The sequence below is a fragment of the Phytoactinopolyspora halophila genome, from assembly GCF_003287285.1.
Classification (GTDB): domain Bacteria; phylum Actinomycetota; class Actinomycetes; order Jiangellales; family Jiangellaceae; genus Phytoactinopolyspora_A; species Phytoactinopolyspora_A halophila.
In genome coordinates this window covers 70966-84891 of the sequence record NZ_QMIG01000007.1, presented here as the reverse complement: position 1 = coordinate 84891, position 13926 = coordinate 70966, and the positions used below count along the sequence as shown (strand labels likewise).

Annotated in this window: 15 protein-coding genes; 9 read left to right on the top strand and 6 right to left on the bottom strand. The window is 66.2% G+C overall.

The annotated features are described in order from the left end of the window. Positions 1 to 70: 70 nt before the first annotated feature. The 3 genes from fmdA to DPM12_RS09940 all read right to left on the bottom strand — a co-directional run bounded on the left by fmdA (position 71) and on the right by DPM12_RS09940 (position 2918). Entirely contained in the window at positions 71 to 1324 is a 1254-nt protein-coding gene (fmdA, locus tag DPM12_RS09950) for a formamidase (protein ID WP_112258162.1), read from the bottom strand. Positions 1325 to 1411: 87 nt separating this feature from the next. Then, complete coding sequence (locus tag DPM12_RS24485) at positions 1412 to 1867, bottom strand: FmdB family zinc ribbon protein (protein WP_112258161.1); 456 nt, start codon at positions 1865 to 1867, stop codon at positions 1412 to 1414. Then, on the bottom strand, positions 1815 to 2918 hold the full coding sequence (locus tag DPM12_RS09940) for a substrate-binding domain-containing protein (protein WP_211658758.1): 1104 nt from the start codon (positions 2916 to 2918) through the stop codon (positions 1815 to 1817). Before DPM12_RS09940 ends, DPM12_RS24485 begins: the two co-directional genes overlap by 53 nt. 145 nt (positions 2919 to 3063) lie before the next feature. Between DPM12_RS09940 and DPM12_RS09935 the strand changes: the two genes are divergently transcribed. From DPM12_RS09935 to DPM12_RS09920, 4 genes are all read left to right on the top strand, one after another. After that, positions 3064 to 3462 carry a MarR family winged helix-turn-helix transcriptional regulator gene (locus tag DPM12_RS09935; RefSeq protein ID WP_158542841.1) on the top strand — a complete coding sequence of 133 codons (399 nt, stop codon included), beginning with the start codon at positions 3064 to 3066 and terminating at the stop codon, positions 3460 to 3462. 250 nt (positions 3463 to 3712) lie between these two features. After that, a complete protein-coding gene (locus DPM12_RS09930; RefSeq protein WP_112258158.1) occupies positions 3713 to 3943 on the top strand; it encodes a PTS sugar transporter subunit IIB in 231 nt (76 codons plus the stop codon). Between the two features lie 239 nt (positions 3944 to 4182). Beyond that, on the top strand, positions 4183 to 4389 hold the full coding sequence (locus DPM12_RS09925; protein ID WP_123788555.1) for a hypothetical protein: 207 nt from the start codon (positions 4183 to 4185) through the stop codon (positions 4387 to 4389). Between the two features lie 205 nt (positions 4390 to 4594). Further along, positions 4595 to 5023 (top strand): pyridoxamine 5'-phosphate oxidase family protein, encoded by a 429-nt coding sequence (locus DPM12_RS09920; protein WP_112258156.1) that lies wholly within the window; start codon positions 4595 to 4597, stop codon positions 5021 to 5023. Positions 5024 to 5104: 81 nt separating this feature from the next. Here DPM12_RS09920 and DPM12_RS09915 read toward each other — a convergent pair whose 3' ends face one another. Then, the gene (locus tag DPM12_RS09915; protein ID WP_112258155.1) at positions 5105 to 5563 is read right to left on the bottom strand and encodes a PTS sugar transporter subunit IIA; all 459 of its coding nucleotides are present in this window, start codon (positions 5561 to 5563) and stop codon (positions 5105 to 5107) included. A 128-nt stretch (positions 5564 to 5691) separates the two neighbouring features. Between DPM12_RS09915 and DPM12_RS09910 the strand changes: the two genes are divergently transcribed. The 5 genes from DPM12_RS09910 to DPM12_RS09890 all read left to right on the top strand — a co-directional run bounded on the left by DPM12_RS09910 (position 5692) and on the right by DPM12_RS09890 (position 10776). Further along, a complete protein-coding gene (locus DPM12_RS09910) occupies positions 5692 to 6690 on the top strand; it encodes an AIR synthase related protein (protein ID WP_112258154.1) in 999 nt (332 codons plus the stop codon). Between the two features lie 12 nt (positions 6691 to 6702). After that, positions 6703 to 8391, top strand: a complete 1689-nt coding sequence (locus DPM12_RS09905; protein ID WP_112258254.1) for a cation:proton antiporter — start codon at positions 6703 to 6705, stop codon at positions 8389 to 8391. A 139-nt stretch (positions 8392 to 8530) separates the two neighbouring features. Beyond that, positions 8531 to 9106, top strand: a complete 576-nt coding sequence (locus DPM12_RS09900) for a Uma2 family endonuclease (RefSeq protein ID WP_158542840.1) — start codon at positions 8531 to 8533, stop codon at positions 9104 to 9106. Positions 9107 to 9163: 57 nt separating this feature from the next. Further along, a complete protein-coding gene (locus tag DPM12_RS09895) occupies positions 9164 to 10003 on the top strand; it encodes an LLM class flavin-dependent oxidoreductase (RefSeq protein ID WP_112258152.1) in 840 nt (279 codons plus the stop codon). Next, complete coding sequence (locus DPM12_RS09890; RefSeq protein ID WP_112258151.1) at positions 10000 to 10776, top strand: class I SAM-dependent methyltransferase; 777 nt, start codon at positions 10000 to 10002, stop codon at positions 10774 to 10776. Before DPM12_RS09895 ends, DPM12_RS09890 begins: the two co-directional genes overlap by 4 nt. 11 nt (positions 10777 to 10787) lie before the next feature. Here the strand turns inward: DPM12_RS09890 and DPM12_RS09885 are convergent, their stop codons facing one another. Together DPM12_RS09885 and DPM12_RS09880 are read right to left on the bottom strand one after the other, a co-directional pair. Beyond that, positions 10788 to 13244 (bottom strand): phosphoketolase family protein, encoded by a 2457-nt coding sequence (locus DPM12_RS09885; RefSeq protein ID WP_112258150.1) that lies wholly within the window; start codon positions 13242 to 13244, stop codon positions 10788 to 10790. Between the two features lie 143 nt (positions 13245 to 13387). Continuing rightward, a complete protein-coding gene (locus tag DPM12_RS09880) occupies positions 13388 to 13819 on the bottom strand; it encodes a hypothetical protein (protein WP_112258149.1) in 432 nt (143 codons plus the stop codon). Between the last annotated feature and the right edge of the window lie 107 nt (positions 13820 to 13926).

Below are 13926 nucleotides of genomic sequence, written 5' to 3'. Positions count from 1 at the left end.
CCGCACCGGTGTGGCTGTCCCGAAAGACCACGGGGTCGTGTCAGGACGCAGACTTCGAGAACGCGGGTCTTCAGGAGGCGACGGCGACCTGCCCGCGATCGCGTTTCGTCGGGCCCTCGGCCGTCGGGCGGATGTCGAAGTCGAAGATGGCGGTCGGGATGTAGAGCGAGCAGCACGCATTGGGCAGGTCGACCACGGCGCTGACCCGGCCTTCGACCGGGGCCGTGCCGATGAGGGCATAGGCCTGCTCGCCCGTGTAGCCGAACTTCTTGAGGTACTCGATCGCGTTCAGGCAGGCGTTCCGATACGCCAGGGTGGCGTCCATGTACTCGTTGGTGTTCGTGCCGTGCTCGACGGACACGCCGGTGAAGCAGACGAACTCGGAGTAGCGAGGTTCGACGTTACCGGGCATGAAGATCGGGTTGGTGGTGACGCCGTACTTCTCCATGCCGCCCTTGATGAGGTCGACGCCGAAGTCGATGAAGCCGCCCATTTCGATGGCGCCGCAGAACGTGATCTCGCCATCGCCCTGGCTGAAGTGCAGGTCGCCGCCGGAGAACTTGGCACCGGGCACGTGCACCGGGTAGAGCACGCGCGACCCGCGGGTGAAGTTCTTGATGTCGTGGTTTCCCCCGTTTTCCCGGGCCGGTATGGTGCGGGCACCTTCTTGTGCCACCTTGGCGAACTCGGAGGAGTTCCGGTCCAGCGCCCCGGCCAGCGCGCCGGTTGGGTCCGGTGGCAGCGCCAGCGGCGGGACACGATCGGGGTCGCGCGCGATGAGCTCGCGTTCCCGATCGTTCCACCGGGCCAGCAGCTCGGCCGAGGGAGCGGTACCGAAGAGCCCGGGATGCGTGATGCCCGCGTAGGAGACGCCGGGGATGTGCCGGGAGCTGGCCTGCTGCCCACGGAAGTCCCAGATCGTCTTGTACGCGTCGGGGTAGTAGTCGGTGAGGAACCCGCCGCCGTTGACCTTGGAGAAGATGCCCGTGTATCCCCATCCCTGTCCGGGAAGGGAACCAATCGACTGGGGAATCGGGCCCAAATCGAGGATGTCGATCACCAGCAGGTCGCCCGGTTCGGCACCGCGGATGCCGATCGGGCCGCTCAGGACATGGCAGCGTAGGAGGTCCATGTCGCGGATGTCGTTGGCCGAGTCGTCGTTGACGACCTGACCGTCCGTCCAATCCAGACATTCCATCCGGAACTCATCACCAGGTGACACTTCGGATGCGATCGGGATGTCCGGGTGCCACCGGTTGTGACCGGGGATGTCCTGGTCGAACATGGAGCGGGCGTAATCGATGGAGAATGCCACGTCGGGCATGGGACACACCTCCTGAGGCCAGGGTGTGGCGGGCCGTCATTGCCGACGGCGCCGCCGGGGTAAGTGGGATTGCAGCAGGCTGTGCCGTTACCAGCGCGGCAGGTGCTTCAGCCGCGGGTCGGTGGCACGTGGGGACCGGTCGGCCGGTCGTGGTGCGCGGGTGACGACGTCGGGTTCGTCCTGTGACTTCTCGGCCCGGCTCACGGCGTCCGCGAGTGGTCTGGGCATGCTGGCCAGATGCGGAGTGGAGTAGGAGCGCCGGGCATCGGATCCGCAATGCGCGCATCGATGCGTTGGTGGTGCCGCTCCCATGGCCCGGCTGATTTCGAAGACTCCGCAATGTGGGCAGCGGTATTCGTAGATCGCCACGGCACTCCCTTCTGTCCACGGGAGGTGGGGCCCCGCGTCCTCCAGTCGGGCGGCGCGTTTCTGATACCACCGCTGTGGAATATTTCCGTTACGGAAACAGTAGGGGGTGGGTGGGTCCCCGTCAAGCGTTGGGCAGCCGTGGGAGCTGAGTGACGACGTCGAAGACGGTGCCATCAGCGCGTGCCAGGTATACGCGCTGCCGCAGATGCCGGTCCTCGAGGTGGACCGACCCGCGCGGGCCGTGAAAACCGACCGGTTCCCGCGCTGTGCGCAGCAACCCGCGCACGTCCAGCGACCCCGTCCGCTGGACGAGGGTGGCGAGCAGGCGCATGGCCTCGTAGCAGGATTCACCCATGCTGTTCAGCACCGGCGCCTCGGGCCCGAAACGCCGCGTGTACCGGCCGAGCAGGTCCAGGGCGTCGGCCGTCGCCAGATCACCGAAGTACCCGGCGGCGGAGAACAGCCCGCCGGTAGCCTCGGCGCCGCTGGCGAGGAGCATGTTCTCGTCCATCAGCGAGCTCAGCCGGACCATCCGCTGGTCGAGACCGGCCGCGGCGAAAGCCCGGTTGAAATGCACGGCATCCTGTCCCACCAGGAGCATCAGGATTCCCTGCGCGCTGCTGCGCCGTAATCGTTCGATGACGGGAGAGAAGTCGTGCTGGCCCAGCGGGACGAAGAGCTCGTCGGTGATCTTCAGGTCGAGAAGGCCGACGAAGTCGTAGACGGCATCTGCCGACCCGCGTGGCCAGACGTAATCGTCGCCGACCACAGCCCAGCGCCTGATACCCATCTGCTGGCTGAGCCACGACAGCGCCGGGCCGATCTGGCGCTCGGGTGTCTCGCCGGCGAGGAAGACCCCGGGGTGGCGCTCGCCCCCTTCGTACAGGCTGCTGTAGACGTACGGCACGCCGCCGCGTAGCCGGGTGACGATGGCCCGGCGCACGTGGGACAGGTGCCAGCCGGTGATCGCATCGACCGCGCCGGAGCGCACCATCGAGTCCACCCGGTTGGCCACCGCGTCGGGCGGGCCGGCGCCGTCGATCGGCACCAGCCGTACCTCGCGTCCGAGCAGCCCACCCTCATCATTGATCTCCTCACCGGCGAGCACGGCACACGCCGTGCACGAGAGGCCGAAGATCCCGGCCGGGCCGTGCATGGGGATGACCAGTCCGACGTTGACAGTGGCATGCCGACCACGGGAACCACTCGCCGGGCTCAGCCGCAACGTATTGGAACGATAGACTGTTCGATCAGCCGGGGGGCGTGGCACGTCTACATGCCAGGGCACCCCGGCGTCATGGTCGGAACTCGAGGAAATCGTGCTCATGGGAATCACCGATGCCGAGCGAGTTCTCCAGATTGTAGGAGACTTGGATCGACTGCTGATAGAGGTTCGCGACCCAGCCCTGGATGAGGCCGGCATCGGGCGGGAACAGTGGCAGATCCTGCGCATGCTCGCCGACGGCGAGGGACACGCCATGGGCGAGGTTTCCGACATGTTCGGCCTTCCCGGAGCCACCGCGACCCGCCTCGTCGACTCGCTGGCCCAGCGGATGCTGGTGTATCGGCGGCACGACGAGCTGGATCGGCGTCGGGTTTTGATCTATCTGGCCGAACCCGGGCGCACGATGCTCGATCACGTCCAGAGCTCGATGCTCGGCCGTGCGGACGCGCTGCTGGCCGGGATCGACCCGGGCGAGCGAGCCGAGCTCGTGCGGTTGCTCGGACGTGCCGTGTCTACCTCTGATCAGCCAGCTCACCAGGAGTGACGACGTGCGTATCGGCAGATATGGGCGCTTCCGGGGAGGCGCTCGGGCGACGTCTCGTGGACCCGGCGACGTGATGGACATCATGCATGAGAGGCTCAGAGGCACCGTGCGTTCCGGCGTCGCGAACAGGGCGTGACCGGTTCTCACGGTGGGTGTGGTCCGCGACGCGGACGGTGACCCGTACAGCCAGCCTGGTCCAGGCTGACCCAGCGATCGATAGTGAAGCGAGAGACCCAGACGGAGGGATGGGATGAGCAACGCCGAGCAGATCCTCGCCGCCTTGGGCGGAGCGGACAACGTCGTCGAGATCGAGCCATGTATCACCCAGCTGCGTGCCGAAGTCGGTGATCCGTCGCTGATCGATGAGGACAGCCTGCGAGACAATGGCGTGTACGGGGTCCTGCGTGACGGCTCTGCCGTTCAGGTTGTGGTGGGACCGCAGGCCGACACGCTGGCCGGGGAGATCGTGTCACTCATGTAGGCGTGCGTCCTGGTGCCCGCTGCGTGACATGGTTACCCACCCGCGACGTTGCGCTTGCCAGCCAGCTCGTGCGCAGCAGAACCGACATTATCGAGGCTATGATCTCGACGATGTCGGTTCCTGTGGTCATGTGTCAGGACGTGGCTCCTTCGAATCGGGGGCAACCGAACGGTTGTGACACACGTCCCAGGACCATGCATGGGCAACGCGTGATGGAAGCGAATAGCAGATTCGAGACCATGTCGACCAGCTACGGACGCCGGGTCGAGGTGGGTAGGCTGCACTTGTCCGAACCCGGCTCGTCCGGCGATGGGCGGGTGATATTGGACATTCCCCGGCAGGATCCCGAATACGACGCCATGTGGGTGGCGCTGAGTCCCGTCGAGGCTCGGGATCTCGCCGATCTGCTGCTGCGGTACGCTGCCGCCGCAGAGTCCCACGGATAGTGGATGGCCGAGTCCGTGCAGAGAGGGCCGTTCGACCTGAGCGGGCTGGCTCGTCCATCGTCCCAGACATCCGGTATCACTAGAGACTTTTGCCCCTAGTGGGCAGCACCGGTCGTGTGAGGAAGTAAGAAGCATCAATAGCGGATGCGGCCTGCTCCGGCGCGGGGTGCTCCACCGGGTACGAGATGGATTTCTGGGGTGTGCGATGACGGGTGAGCGCCAGATGGTGCCCATGGACCGGTACGAGGCGCTAAGCCTGCTGGGCAGTGTCTCGATGGGGCGGGTGGTGTTCACCGACCAGGCGCTGCCGGCGATCCGTCCCGTGAACCATCTGGTGGACGGCAACGGAGGGGTGATCATTAGAACTCACGTGGGTTCGGCGATCAGCTCTCTGGTCCACGCATCCGGGTCCGGCGTGGTCCTGGCGTTCGAGGCGGACGACATCGATCAGGAAAAGCACACCGGCTGGAGCGTCGTCGTCACCGGCATGGCCAGTCTGGTCGAGGACGCGGAAGCGGTGAGCCACTATGAGCACGCGCTTCGCTCCTGGGTGAATTATCCGATGGATCAGATTATCCGTATCCAGCCCGATCTTGTGACCGGCTACTGGCTCACTGCCGACGGCTCGCCCTAGGCCATTGCGATGAGGAACCATGGCGATGAGGAAAAGGAATCCGCGCAGCGCCGGAGCCACGCCGGCGGCACCGTGCCCGGGTCAGCCGATCCACGTGAACAGTGAGCCGCCCGCGATCACATGGCTCTGCGTGTCGAGATCGGACACTGTCCCCGTGGGCGCATCCAGGGCCACGACCGGGCAGATCGGCGAGTAGCCTCGTGCCTCTACATCGTCCGGATCCCATACGATGATTGGTTCACCCGCCTTCACCGGCACGCCGTGGCTTCCGAGTATCCGAAATCCGGATCCGTCGAGCCGCACCGTGTCGATGCCGAGATGGACGAGAATGCTCGTGCCGGATTCTGCACGGATGATGAAAGCATGGGGGTGCAGCTTGGCGATCGTGCCGCTGAGCGGGGCGAGCACGGGTCGTGCGCCCGTGCGCTCGGGTTCGATGGCCAGGCCCGGCCCGAGCATCCCGGTGGAGAAGACCGGGTCGGGTACCTCGGTGAGCGGGAGCGTCCAGCCGGCGACCGGAGCCATGACGGGCAGAGTCACATCACGTCCTCGATCTCGCCTTCCAGCCGGTGACGTCGGACCCGAGCATACGGCCAAATCCGATGATCATGAACACGAGTGGTTCCATGTAGTCAGATAGTGTTCATGATCATGGGAGGGTGGGGCGTATGGCACCATCGTCGATTCCGGCCGGCAAGCTTCCGGCCGCGTTGCTCGCCGAACAGCTCGCCTCGTTCGGCCCGGCACCCGGCGAGGTGCGGCTCGGCCCGGCCGTCGGCGAGGACGCGTGCGCGATAGACATCGCCGACGGCACCCTGGTTGCAGCCACCGACCCCATCACCCTGACGACGAGTGACGCCGGCCGCTATGCGGTGCTTATCAATGCGAACGACGTCGCCGTCAGCGGAGTCTGCCCGCGCTGGTTCCTCGCCGCCGTGCTGCTGCCGGAAGGCACCACCGAGCACCTGGTCGAGACGCTGTTCACGACGATGCGAGAAGCCCTCGCCGAGGTGGGCGCGACCTTGGTGGGCGGTCACACCGAGGTGACGAGTGCGGTGACCCAGCCGCTCGTCGTGGGGCAGATGCTCGGCTTTGCCCCCGACGGCCGGGTCCTCTCGACCGCAGGGGCCGCGCCGGGCGAGGTGTTGGTCCAGATCGGCATGATCCCGGTCGAGGGCGCCGCCGTGCTGGCCAACGAGGCGGTTACCCGGCTGACCGATCTGACCTCGGACGTACTCGCCGGTGCCAGCCACGCGTCTCGCGTTCCCGGGATATCGGTCGTCGACGCCGCGTTGGCCGCGCGCGACCTGGGCGCGACCGCGATGCACGACCCGACGGAGGGCGGGCTGGCGGCGGGCCTGCACGAGTTCGCCACGGCGGCTGGTGTGGCTCTGCGCATCGATCCGCGAAACATCCTGTGGTTCGAGCCCGGCCTGGCAGTGTGCCGTGCTCTCGGTGCCGATCCCCTGGGGACCCTCGCCTCCGGATCGCTGCTCGCCACGTTTCCCGCCAGCCTCGCCGCGGACGCGGTCGGCGAATTACGGTCCGCGGGGCATCTGGCCACGGCCCTCGGTGAGGTCGACACGGGAACCGGCGTGCACGACACCGATGGCGGGGCCATCGGATGGCCGGAGAGGGACGAGGTCGCGCGCGTCCTCGCCGACTAGCACGGGGTGCACATGGAGTTTGACGCGTTTCCGCTCGTCGCCGTGATCCTCGCCCTGGCAGCAGCGGCGGCGATGCTGGCCACGCGGCTGCGTCAGCCGCTCATCGTGGCATTCATCGGGGTCGGGATCCTGGTCGGACCGGCCGGAACGGGGTGGGTGATCGCCGACGGCACCGTCGAGCTGCTCGCCGGGATGGGGATCGCCATCCTGTTGTTCCTCGTCGGGCTCCGGCTCGACCTGCACCTGATCAGAACCACCGGGCCGATCGCCCTGGCCACCGGACTTGGCCAGGTGGTCTTCACGTCGGTGGTCGGCTATCTGATCGCGATTTCGCTCGGGATGGACACGGTCACCGCGCTCTACGTGGCCGTGGCGCTGACGTTCTCGTCGACGATCATCATCGTGAAGCTTCTCTCCGACAAGCGCGAGATCGAGCGCCTGCATGGCCGGATCGCCGTGGGTTTCCTCATCGTGCAGGACATCGTGGTCGTGCTGGTGATGATCGTGCTGACGGCGTTCGGGCAAGAAGAAGCCGGTAACAGTCTCGCTCTGGACATCACGCTCGTACTGGCCAAAGGCGTGGCATTGCTGGCCGGAACGGCGGTATTCATGCGCTACGTCCTGCCGTGGTTGCTCCCGCACGTCGCCCGCTCGCAGGAGTTGCTGGTGCTGTTCGGCGTGGCGTACGCGGTCTCGGTGGCGGCCCTCAGCGACTGGCTGGGGTTCAGCTCCGAAGTCGGTGCGTTCCTCGCGGGGGTCTCGCTGGCGACCACGCCCTACCGGGATGCGCTGGGTGCGCGCCTGGTCAGCTTGCGTGATTTCCTGTTGCTCTTCTTCTTTCTGGAGCTGGGTGCGAAGCTGGAATTCGATGCTGCCGCCCAGCAGATCTCCGAGGCGATGATCTTCTCGGTGTTCGTCCTCGTCGGGAACCCGGTGATCGTGATGGCGATCATGGCGGCGATGCGCTATCCCGTGCGGGTCGGGTTTCTCGCCGGGCTGACCGTCGCCCAGATCTCGGAGTTCTCTCTAATCCTGGCCGCGCTGGGGCTCAGCCTCGGCCACATCAGCAACGCGACTGTCAGTTTGATCACGGTTGTCGGCCTGATCACCATCGGTGCGTCCGCCTATCTGATCCTGTACTCGCACCAGATCTACGAGCGCATCAAGCGGTGGCTGGAGATCTTCGAGCGGAGCGGGAGCCGCAAGCCCGACCCTGCCGACGCGGAACGTGACGTCGACGTGATCCTCTACGGTCTCGGCCGGTTCGGTGGGCACGTGGCCGACCGGCTCGGCAGTTCGGGCTACCGGGTGCTCGCTGTCGACTTCGACCCGCAGCGGGTGTCGGCCAACGATCGGGAAGGCGTGGCCGCGGTGTTCGGAACGGCCGAGGACACGCACTTCCTCGAATCGCTACCGCTGTCTCGTGCCCGCGGCGTCATCTGCACGGTTCCGGTTCCCGAGATCAGCAAGGCGCTGCTCCACGGGCTTCGCCACCATGGCTATCGGGGAAGGGTCGCGCTCACCGCGCACACGTCCCGCGATGCCGAACAACTGCGGGCCGCAGGCGCCGACGTCGTGCTCGAACCGTTCGCCTTCGCCGCCACCGCCACGGCCGACGCCCTGGACGAGGTCATCGGGCACCGGGATGTCCTCGGGCACGGAGACGACGGCGACGGCCCGGACCCCAGCCGCGCAGAATGATCGTCCGGCCCCGACACGATGCACACGTGAGGTCTGCCGGTGCCGTGCCCGCCTGTCGGTGCGCGGCTGTACCGTCAAGGTCTCAGCATCGAAGGAGGCCATGTGCGAGACTGGAAGCAGCACCAGGAGGTGTGCAGCGATGGTAGCCGAGGCGATCGACCCCATGGATTCGATCTTCGCGCACGAAGGCCCGTGGACCGAGGACGAGTACCTGGCTCTCCCGGCACCCACGGGGCAGCGCACCGAGCTGATCGACGGCGAGCTGGTCATGAGCCCGGTCGGTGACGCCTCACACCAGAACCTGGGGCAGCGGCTGTGGCGCGAACTCGATCGCGAGCTTCCAGACGAGTATGTACCGTTTCACGAGGCGAATGTCCGGCTGAGCTCGGGTCGGATCGTTATTCCGGACGTGGTGGTGACGACTGATCAGAGCGACTGGCTGGTGGTGGACGCGGCCGAGGTAGTCATGGTCTCTGAAGTGGTGTCGCCGTCCAGCCTGTCGATCGACCGAATCCTGAAACCGACTCTTTTTGCCGAGGCGGGCATTCCCTGGTACTTGCGGATCGAACGGGAAGCGGAACTCATGCTGATCCTGCAGCGGCGGAAAGGCGGCGGATACGTCGAGCACGCAAGCGTCGCCGCGGGCCAGCGGCTCGACCTTCCGGATCTCGGCTGCAGTATCGACGTCGACGCCTTGCTGCGCCGGCGAGGCTAGGACCGATTCCGTTCTCCGGACGGCGGTCACCTCCGGATTCCGAGGTATCGTACGGACATGCGCTCGGCACTCTGGGTTCCGATCTTTGGCGATCTTGCCGACCCGGGACTTCTCGCGAGCCTGGCATCTGAGGCGGAGACGGCCGGCTGGCATGGATTCTTCGTGTGGGATCACCTGGACTGGCGGTCGCCTATCCGGCACGTGACCGATCCATGGATCACGCTGGCCGCGATCGCCACCGCCACAGAACAGGTGCGGCTGGGACCCATGGTTACGCCCCTCGCGCGCCGTCGTCCGGCCAAGGTCGCCCGGGAAACTGCGACGCTGGATCGGCTTAGCTGTGGTCGCCTCACGCTCGGAGTCGGCCTCGGCAGTGACCGCTTCGGCAGCGAGTTCTCCAAGACTGGAGAGCAGCTCGATGAGAGGGTGCGCGGCCAGATGCTCGACGAGTCACTAGAAATCCTCACGGCTGCGTGGTCCGGCGAGCCAGTGCGCCACCATGGTCGCCATTACACTGTCGACGACATCGAGTTCCTTCCTCGGCCGGTTCAACGCCCCCGCGTGCCTGTGTGGGTTGCAGGATTCCCCGGAAACCTCAAACCGTTGCGCAGGGCTGCAAGATACGACGGGTTCTTTCCGGTCAATCTTGAACACCCGGACCAGCTCGGCGACATCGTGTCCACGATCAAGGACCTACGTCCGCAGGATGCGCCGCCGTGCGACGTAGCCGTCGCCCTCCCGCCTGACATCGACCCGATGCCCTACGCCAAGGCCGGTGCCACCTGGTGGATGCCGGAGCTCCCCCCTCACGCCTCTGCGGACTTCGTCCGCGGTGTCCTGCGTGACGGACCCCGGACACGCTCGGACGGTTCACATCCACACGGAAGCTTCGCATGAGGTACGCCGACCCATACGACGCCGAGCTGCGCCTGCACAATGAATACCTTCGCGTAGCCGCCGATGTCCGCCCGCGTCACCGTGTCCTCGACATTGGCTGCGGGACCGGGCAGACAACGCGGGAGGCTGCCCGCGTCGCCGTCGCCGGACGTGCACTCGGTGTGGACATCTCCGCACCAATGCTCGAGCATGCGCGCCTGCTCAGCGACGACGAGGGACTGCGCAACGTCTCGTTCGAGCAGGACGACGCGCAGGTTCACCCGTTCCCCTCCGCCTCGTTTGATCTCTGTATCAGCCGGTTCGGGACGATGTTTTTCGCTGACCCTGTGGCCGCATTCACCAATATCCGGCGGGCAATGTGCGCGGATGCTCGCCTGGTGCTCCTGGTCTGGCAGAACCGCGAACGCAATGAGTGGGTCAACGCCGTGCGAACAGCGCTCACCACGGGCACGGATGCGCCCACCTCGTTCGAGCGCGGACCGGATGCGTTCTCGCTCGGAGAGCCTGCCGTCACGGAAGGAATCCTGAAGGCGGCCGGCTTCACCGACGTCGGATTCGCTGATGTGCACGAGCCTGTCTACTACGGCCCCGACATAGACACCGCCTATGACTTCGTGCTCAGCTTACGTGAACCCAGAGAACTTCTCGCCACCATGGACGGCGCGACGGCCGAGCGGGCACGTCAGCGGCTCAGGGCACTGTTGGCCCAGCACGACACCGGTGACGTCTTTTTCGATTCCCGAGCCTGGATCATCACCGCCCGCTGCCATTGACCGCGTCCCGATCACGCGTGATCGGCTGCGGTGTCGTCGGATGGTGTCGCGGTGACCCCTTCGGCACGAGCATCCGGCCATACCCAGTCGCGGATCATCGGATCGTCCTCGCCGTGCTCGCGGGTGTATTGGCGGGCTCGCGTCCGCGCGTCGATCATCCGCTGACGCAGGCCGGCAGCCTTCGAGCGCAGGCTCGGCACCCGGTCGATGACGTCGATGACCAGGTGGAACCGGTCGAGGTCGTTGAGCATCACCATGTCGAATGGCGTGGTTGTGGTGCCTTCCTCCTTGTACCCGCGCACGTGCAGATTGTGATGATTCGTTCGCCGGTAGGTCAGCCGGTGAATCAGCCACGGATAGCCGTGATAGGCGAACACGATCGGCTTGTCGGTGGTGAACAGGGCGTCGAACTCGGCATGAGGCAGGCCCTGGGGATGTTCGCGCTCATCCTGCAGCCGCATGAGATCGACGACGTTGACCACCCGCACCTTCAGGTCGGGCAGGTGCTGGCGGAGTAGGTCCACCGCCGCCAGCGTCTCAAGCGTCGGTACATCCCCGGCACATCCGAGGACCACGTCGGGTTCACCGTCGTCGTTGCTGGCCCACTCCCAGATACCGATCCCGCGCGTGACATGCGCGAGCGCGGCGTCCATCGACAGCCACTGCGGGTGCGCCTGCTTGCCGGAGACGACGACGTTCACGAAGTCGCGGCTGCGCAGGCACCAGTCGTAGGTGGCGAGCAGCGTGTTGGCGTCCGGCGGCAGGAAGACGCGGATGACGTCGGCCTTCTTGTTGACGACGTGGTCGATGAACCCGGGGTCCTGGTGCGAGAACCCGTTGTGGTCCTGGCGCCACACGTGTGAAGAGAGCAGGTAGTTCAACGACGGGATGGGCCGTCGCCAGGGGATCTCCCGGGTGACCTTCAGCCACTTTGCATGCTGATTGAACATCGCGTCGACGATGTGGATGAAGGCTTCGTAGCAGTTGAACACGCCGTGCCGGCCGGTCAGCACGTAGCCCTCAAGCCATCCCTGGCACTGGTGCTCGGACAGCATCTCCACGACCCGGCCGGAGGTCGCCAGGTGCTCATCGCCCGGCAGGATCTCGGCCATCCAGACCTTGGAGCTGGCGTTGATGGTCGCTCCCAGCCGGTTGGAGACCGTCTCGTCCGGGCCGAAGACGCGGAAGTTTTCGGGGTTCTTCTGCACGACGCGGGCGAGCCAGTCGCCGAGGACGCGGGTGGCTTCGGCGACGCTGCCGCCGGGAGTCGGGACGTCGACCGCCTGCTCGCGAAAGTCCGGGAGAACGAGGTCGCGGGTGAGTACACCACCGTTGGCATGAGGATTGGCACTCATCCGGCGATCGCCCGCCGGATTGAGCCGGCGGAGGTCCTGGACCGGCCGGCCGTTGCCGTCGAAGAGCTCGTCCGGGCGGTAGGAGCGCATCCACTGCTCCAGCAGCTCGGTGTACTGGGCGTTGCCGCGGACGTGATTCATCGGTACCTGGTGCGAGCGGTACGTGTTCTCCACCTGCTGGCCGTCGATCTCCTTCGGCCCGGTCCAGCCCTTCGGGGTCTTGAAGATGATGGCGGGCCAGGCCGGGCGGGTCATACGGGCGCCGGTGGCCGCGTCGTCGCGGATCGTGCGGATCTCGTCCAGCACCTCGTCGAGCAGGGCAGCGAACCTCTGGTGGACCGAGAGGGTGTCCTCGCCGTCGAAGCCGCCCTCGAACCAGTAGGGCCGGTATCCGTTGCCGACCATGAACGCTTCGAGTTCCTCGCGGGGGATCCGGGCGAACAGCGTCGGGTTGGCGATCTTGTATCCGTTGAGGTGCAGGATGGGCAGGACCGTCCCGTCGCTGACCGGGTTGAGGAACTTGTTGCCGTGCCAGCCGGTAGCCAACGGCCCGGTCTCGGCCTCACCATCGCCGATCACGCTTGCGACGGTCAGACTGGGATTGTCGAACGCTGCGCCGTAGGCATGGGAGAGGGCGTAGCCAAGCTCGCCACCCTCGTGGATGGAGCCGGGCGTCTCCGGCGCGACGTGGCTGGGCACGCCTCCCGGAAACGAGAATTGGCGAAACAGTTCGCGCATCCCGTCGGCGTCGTCACCGATTCCCGAGTAGATCTCGCTGTAGGTGCCTTCGAGCCACGACGCCGCGACGAGCGACGGGCCACCGTGTCCGGGACCACAGATGTAGATCATGTTCAGGTCACGTTCGATGATCGCGCGGTTCAGGTGCGCGTACAGGAAGTTCAGGCCGGGCGTCGTGCCCCAGTGTCCGAGCAGCCGGGGTTTGATGTGCTCCGCGGCGAGCGGTTCCCGTAACAGCGGATTGTCCAGCAGGTATATCTGGCCCACCGAGAGGTAGTTGGCGGCGCGCCACCACGCGTCGATGCGGTTTATAGTGTCCGCGCCGACGGCAGCGGTCTCGTGCTCCCGCTGGTTCGGCGTCACGAGGTCGGTCATGAATCCATGCCCTCCGGTAGGTGCCTTCGGTGTCATCCTGCTGCGCCCATCCTGCCTGCTCGGGTAGCCATTACCCAGGGACCTTCGTCCCATGAGTGGCAGCGAGGAGACATCGACGTCGACAGCCTGACCGACGGGCGTCCTCAGCAGCATCCGCACTGGCTCGCGGCCTGGCTCTGTTGATGATGCTCGCTTTCCTCCCCAGCGGGCTCAGCGGACCTGGAGGTGCCGGTGGCTATCTGGGCGAACGTATCGAGAATGTCTTCCGGGCTGCCGATGCCCTGCTGCTCCGGGGCGGGACCGCGCACTGGCCCCGCATTCGCGGGCACCTGGATGTCGAGGAGGACGGTGCCGTCCGTCGCGGGTGTCAGGCGAAAGTCGAACCACGCGCAGCACTGCATTTCGTGCGCCAGCACGCTGATATCCAGACCTTCGTCGGTGGCCAGGGCCATGCGCAGGTGCTGTGGTGTGAGCCGCTCGGTGCGCCGTGCCTTGCCGAGCAGGACGCGGAAGTCCTCCTCACGAGCCGCAGCCCGGGCCGGGTCCTCGGTGCAAACGACCGGTTCAGCTGTCATGATGTTTCCTTCCGCCGTCGGGGATTTCTGGATCGTCGTCGGCTCTGGCGATCCACGACGACGGTAAGGCTGTACCCGGGTACGAGATGCAACCCGCGGAACGAGCC

Bases quoted from the DNA above. Each gene is read 5' to 3' on its own strand.
- DPM12_RS09920 (WP_112258156.1), top strand. From the start codon at position 4,595: ATGACGGGTGAGCGCCAGATGGTGCCCATGGACCGGTACGAGGCGCTA.
- DPM12_RS09895 (WP_112258152.1), top strand. From the start codon at position 9,164: ATGCGCTCGGCACTCTGGGTTCCGATCTTTGGCGATCTTGCCGACCCG.
- fmdA (WP_112258162.1), bottom strand. From the start codon at position 1,324: ATGCCCGACGTGGCATTCTCCATCGATTACGCCCGCTCCATGTTCGAC.
- DPM12_RS09885 (WP_112258150.1), bottom strand. From the start codon at position 13,244: ATGACCGACCTCGTGACGCCGAACCAGCGGGAGCACGAGACCGCTGCC.
- DPM12_RS09910 (WP_112258154.1), top strand. From the start codon at position 5,692: ATGGCACCATCGTCGATTCCGGCCGGCAAGCTTCCGGCCGCGTTGCTC.
- DPM12_RS24485 (WP_112258161.1), bottom strand. From the start codon at position 1,867: ATGGCACCGTCTTCGACGTCGTCACTCAGCTCCCACGGCTGCCCAACG.
- DPM12_RS09900 (WP_158542840.1), top strand. From the start codon at position 8,531: ATGGTAGCCGAGGCGATCGACCCCATGGATTCGATCTTCGCGCACGAA.
- DPM12_RS09890 (WP_112258151.1), top strand. From the start codon at position 10,000: ATGAGGTACGCCGACCCATACGACGCCGAGCTGCGCCTGCACAATGAA.
- DPM12_RS09880 (WP_112258149.1), bottom strand. From the start codon at position 13,819: ATGACAGCTGAACCGGTCGTTTGCACCGAGGACCCGGCCCGGGCTGCG.
- DPM12_RS09925 (WP_123788555.1), top strand. From the start codon at position 4,183: ATGTCGACCAGCTACGGACGCCGGGTCGAGGTGGGTAGGCTGCACTTG.
- DPM12_RS09905 (WP_112258254.1), top strand. From the start codon at position 6,703: ATGGAGTTTGACGCGTTTCCGCTCGTCGCCGTGATCCTCGCCCTGGCA.
- DPM12_RS09930 (WP_112258158.1), top strand. From the start codon at position 3,713: ATGAGCAACGCCGAGCAGATCCTCGCCGCCTTGGGCGGAGCGGACAAC.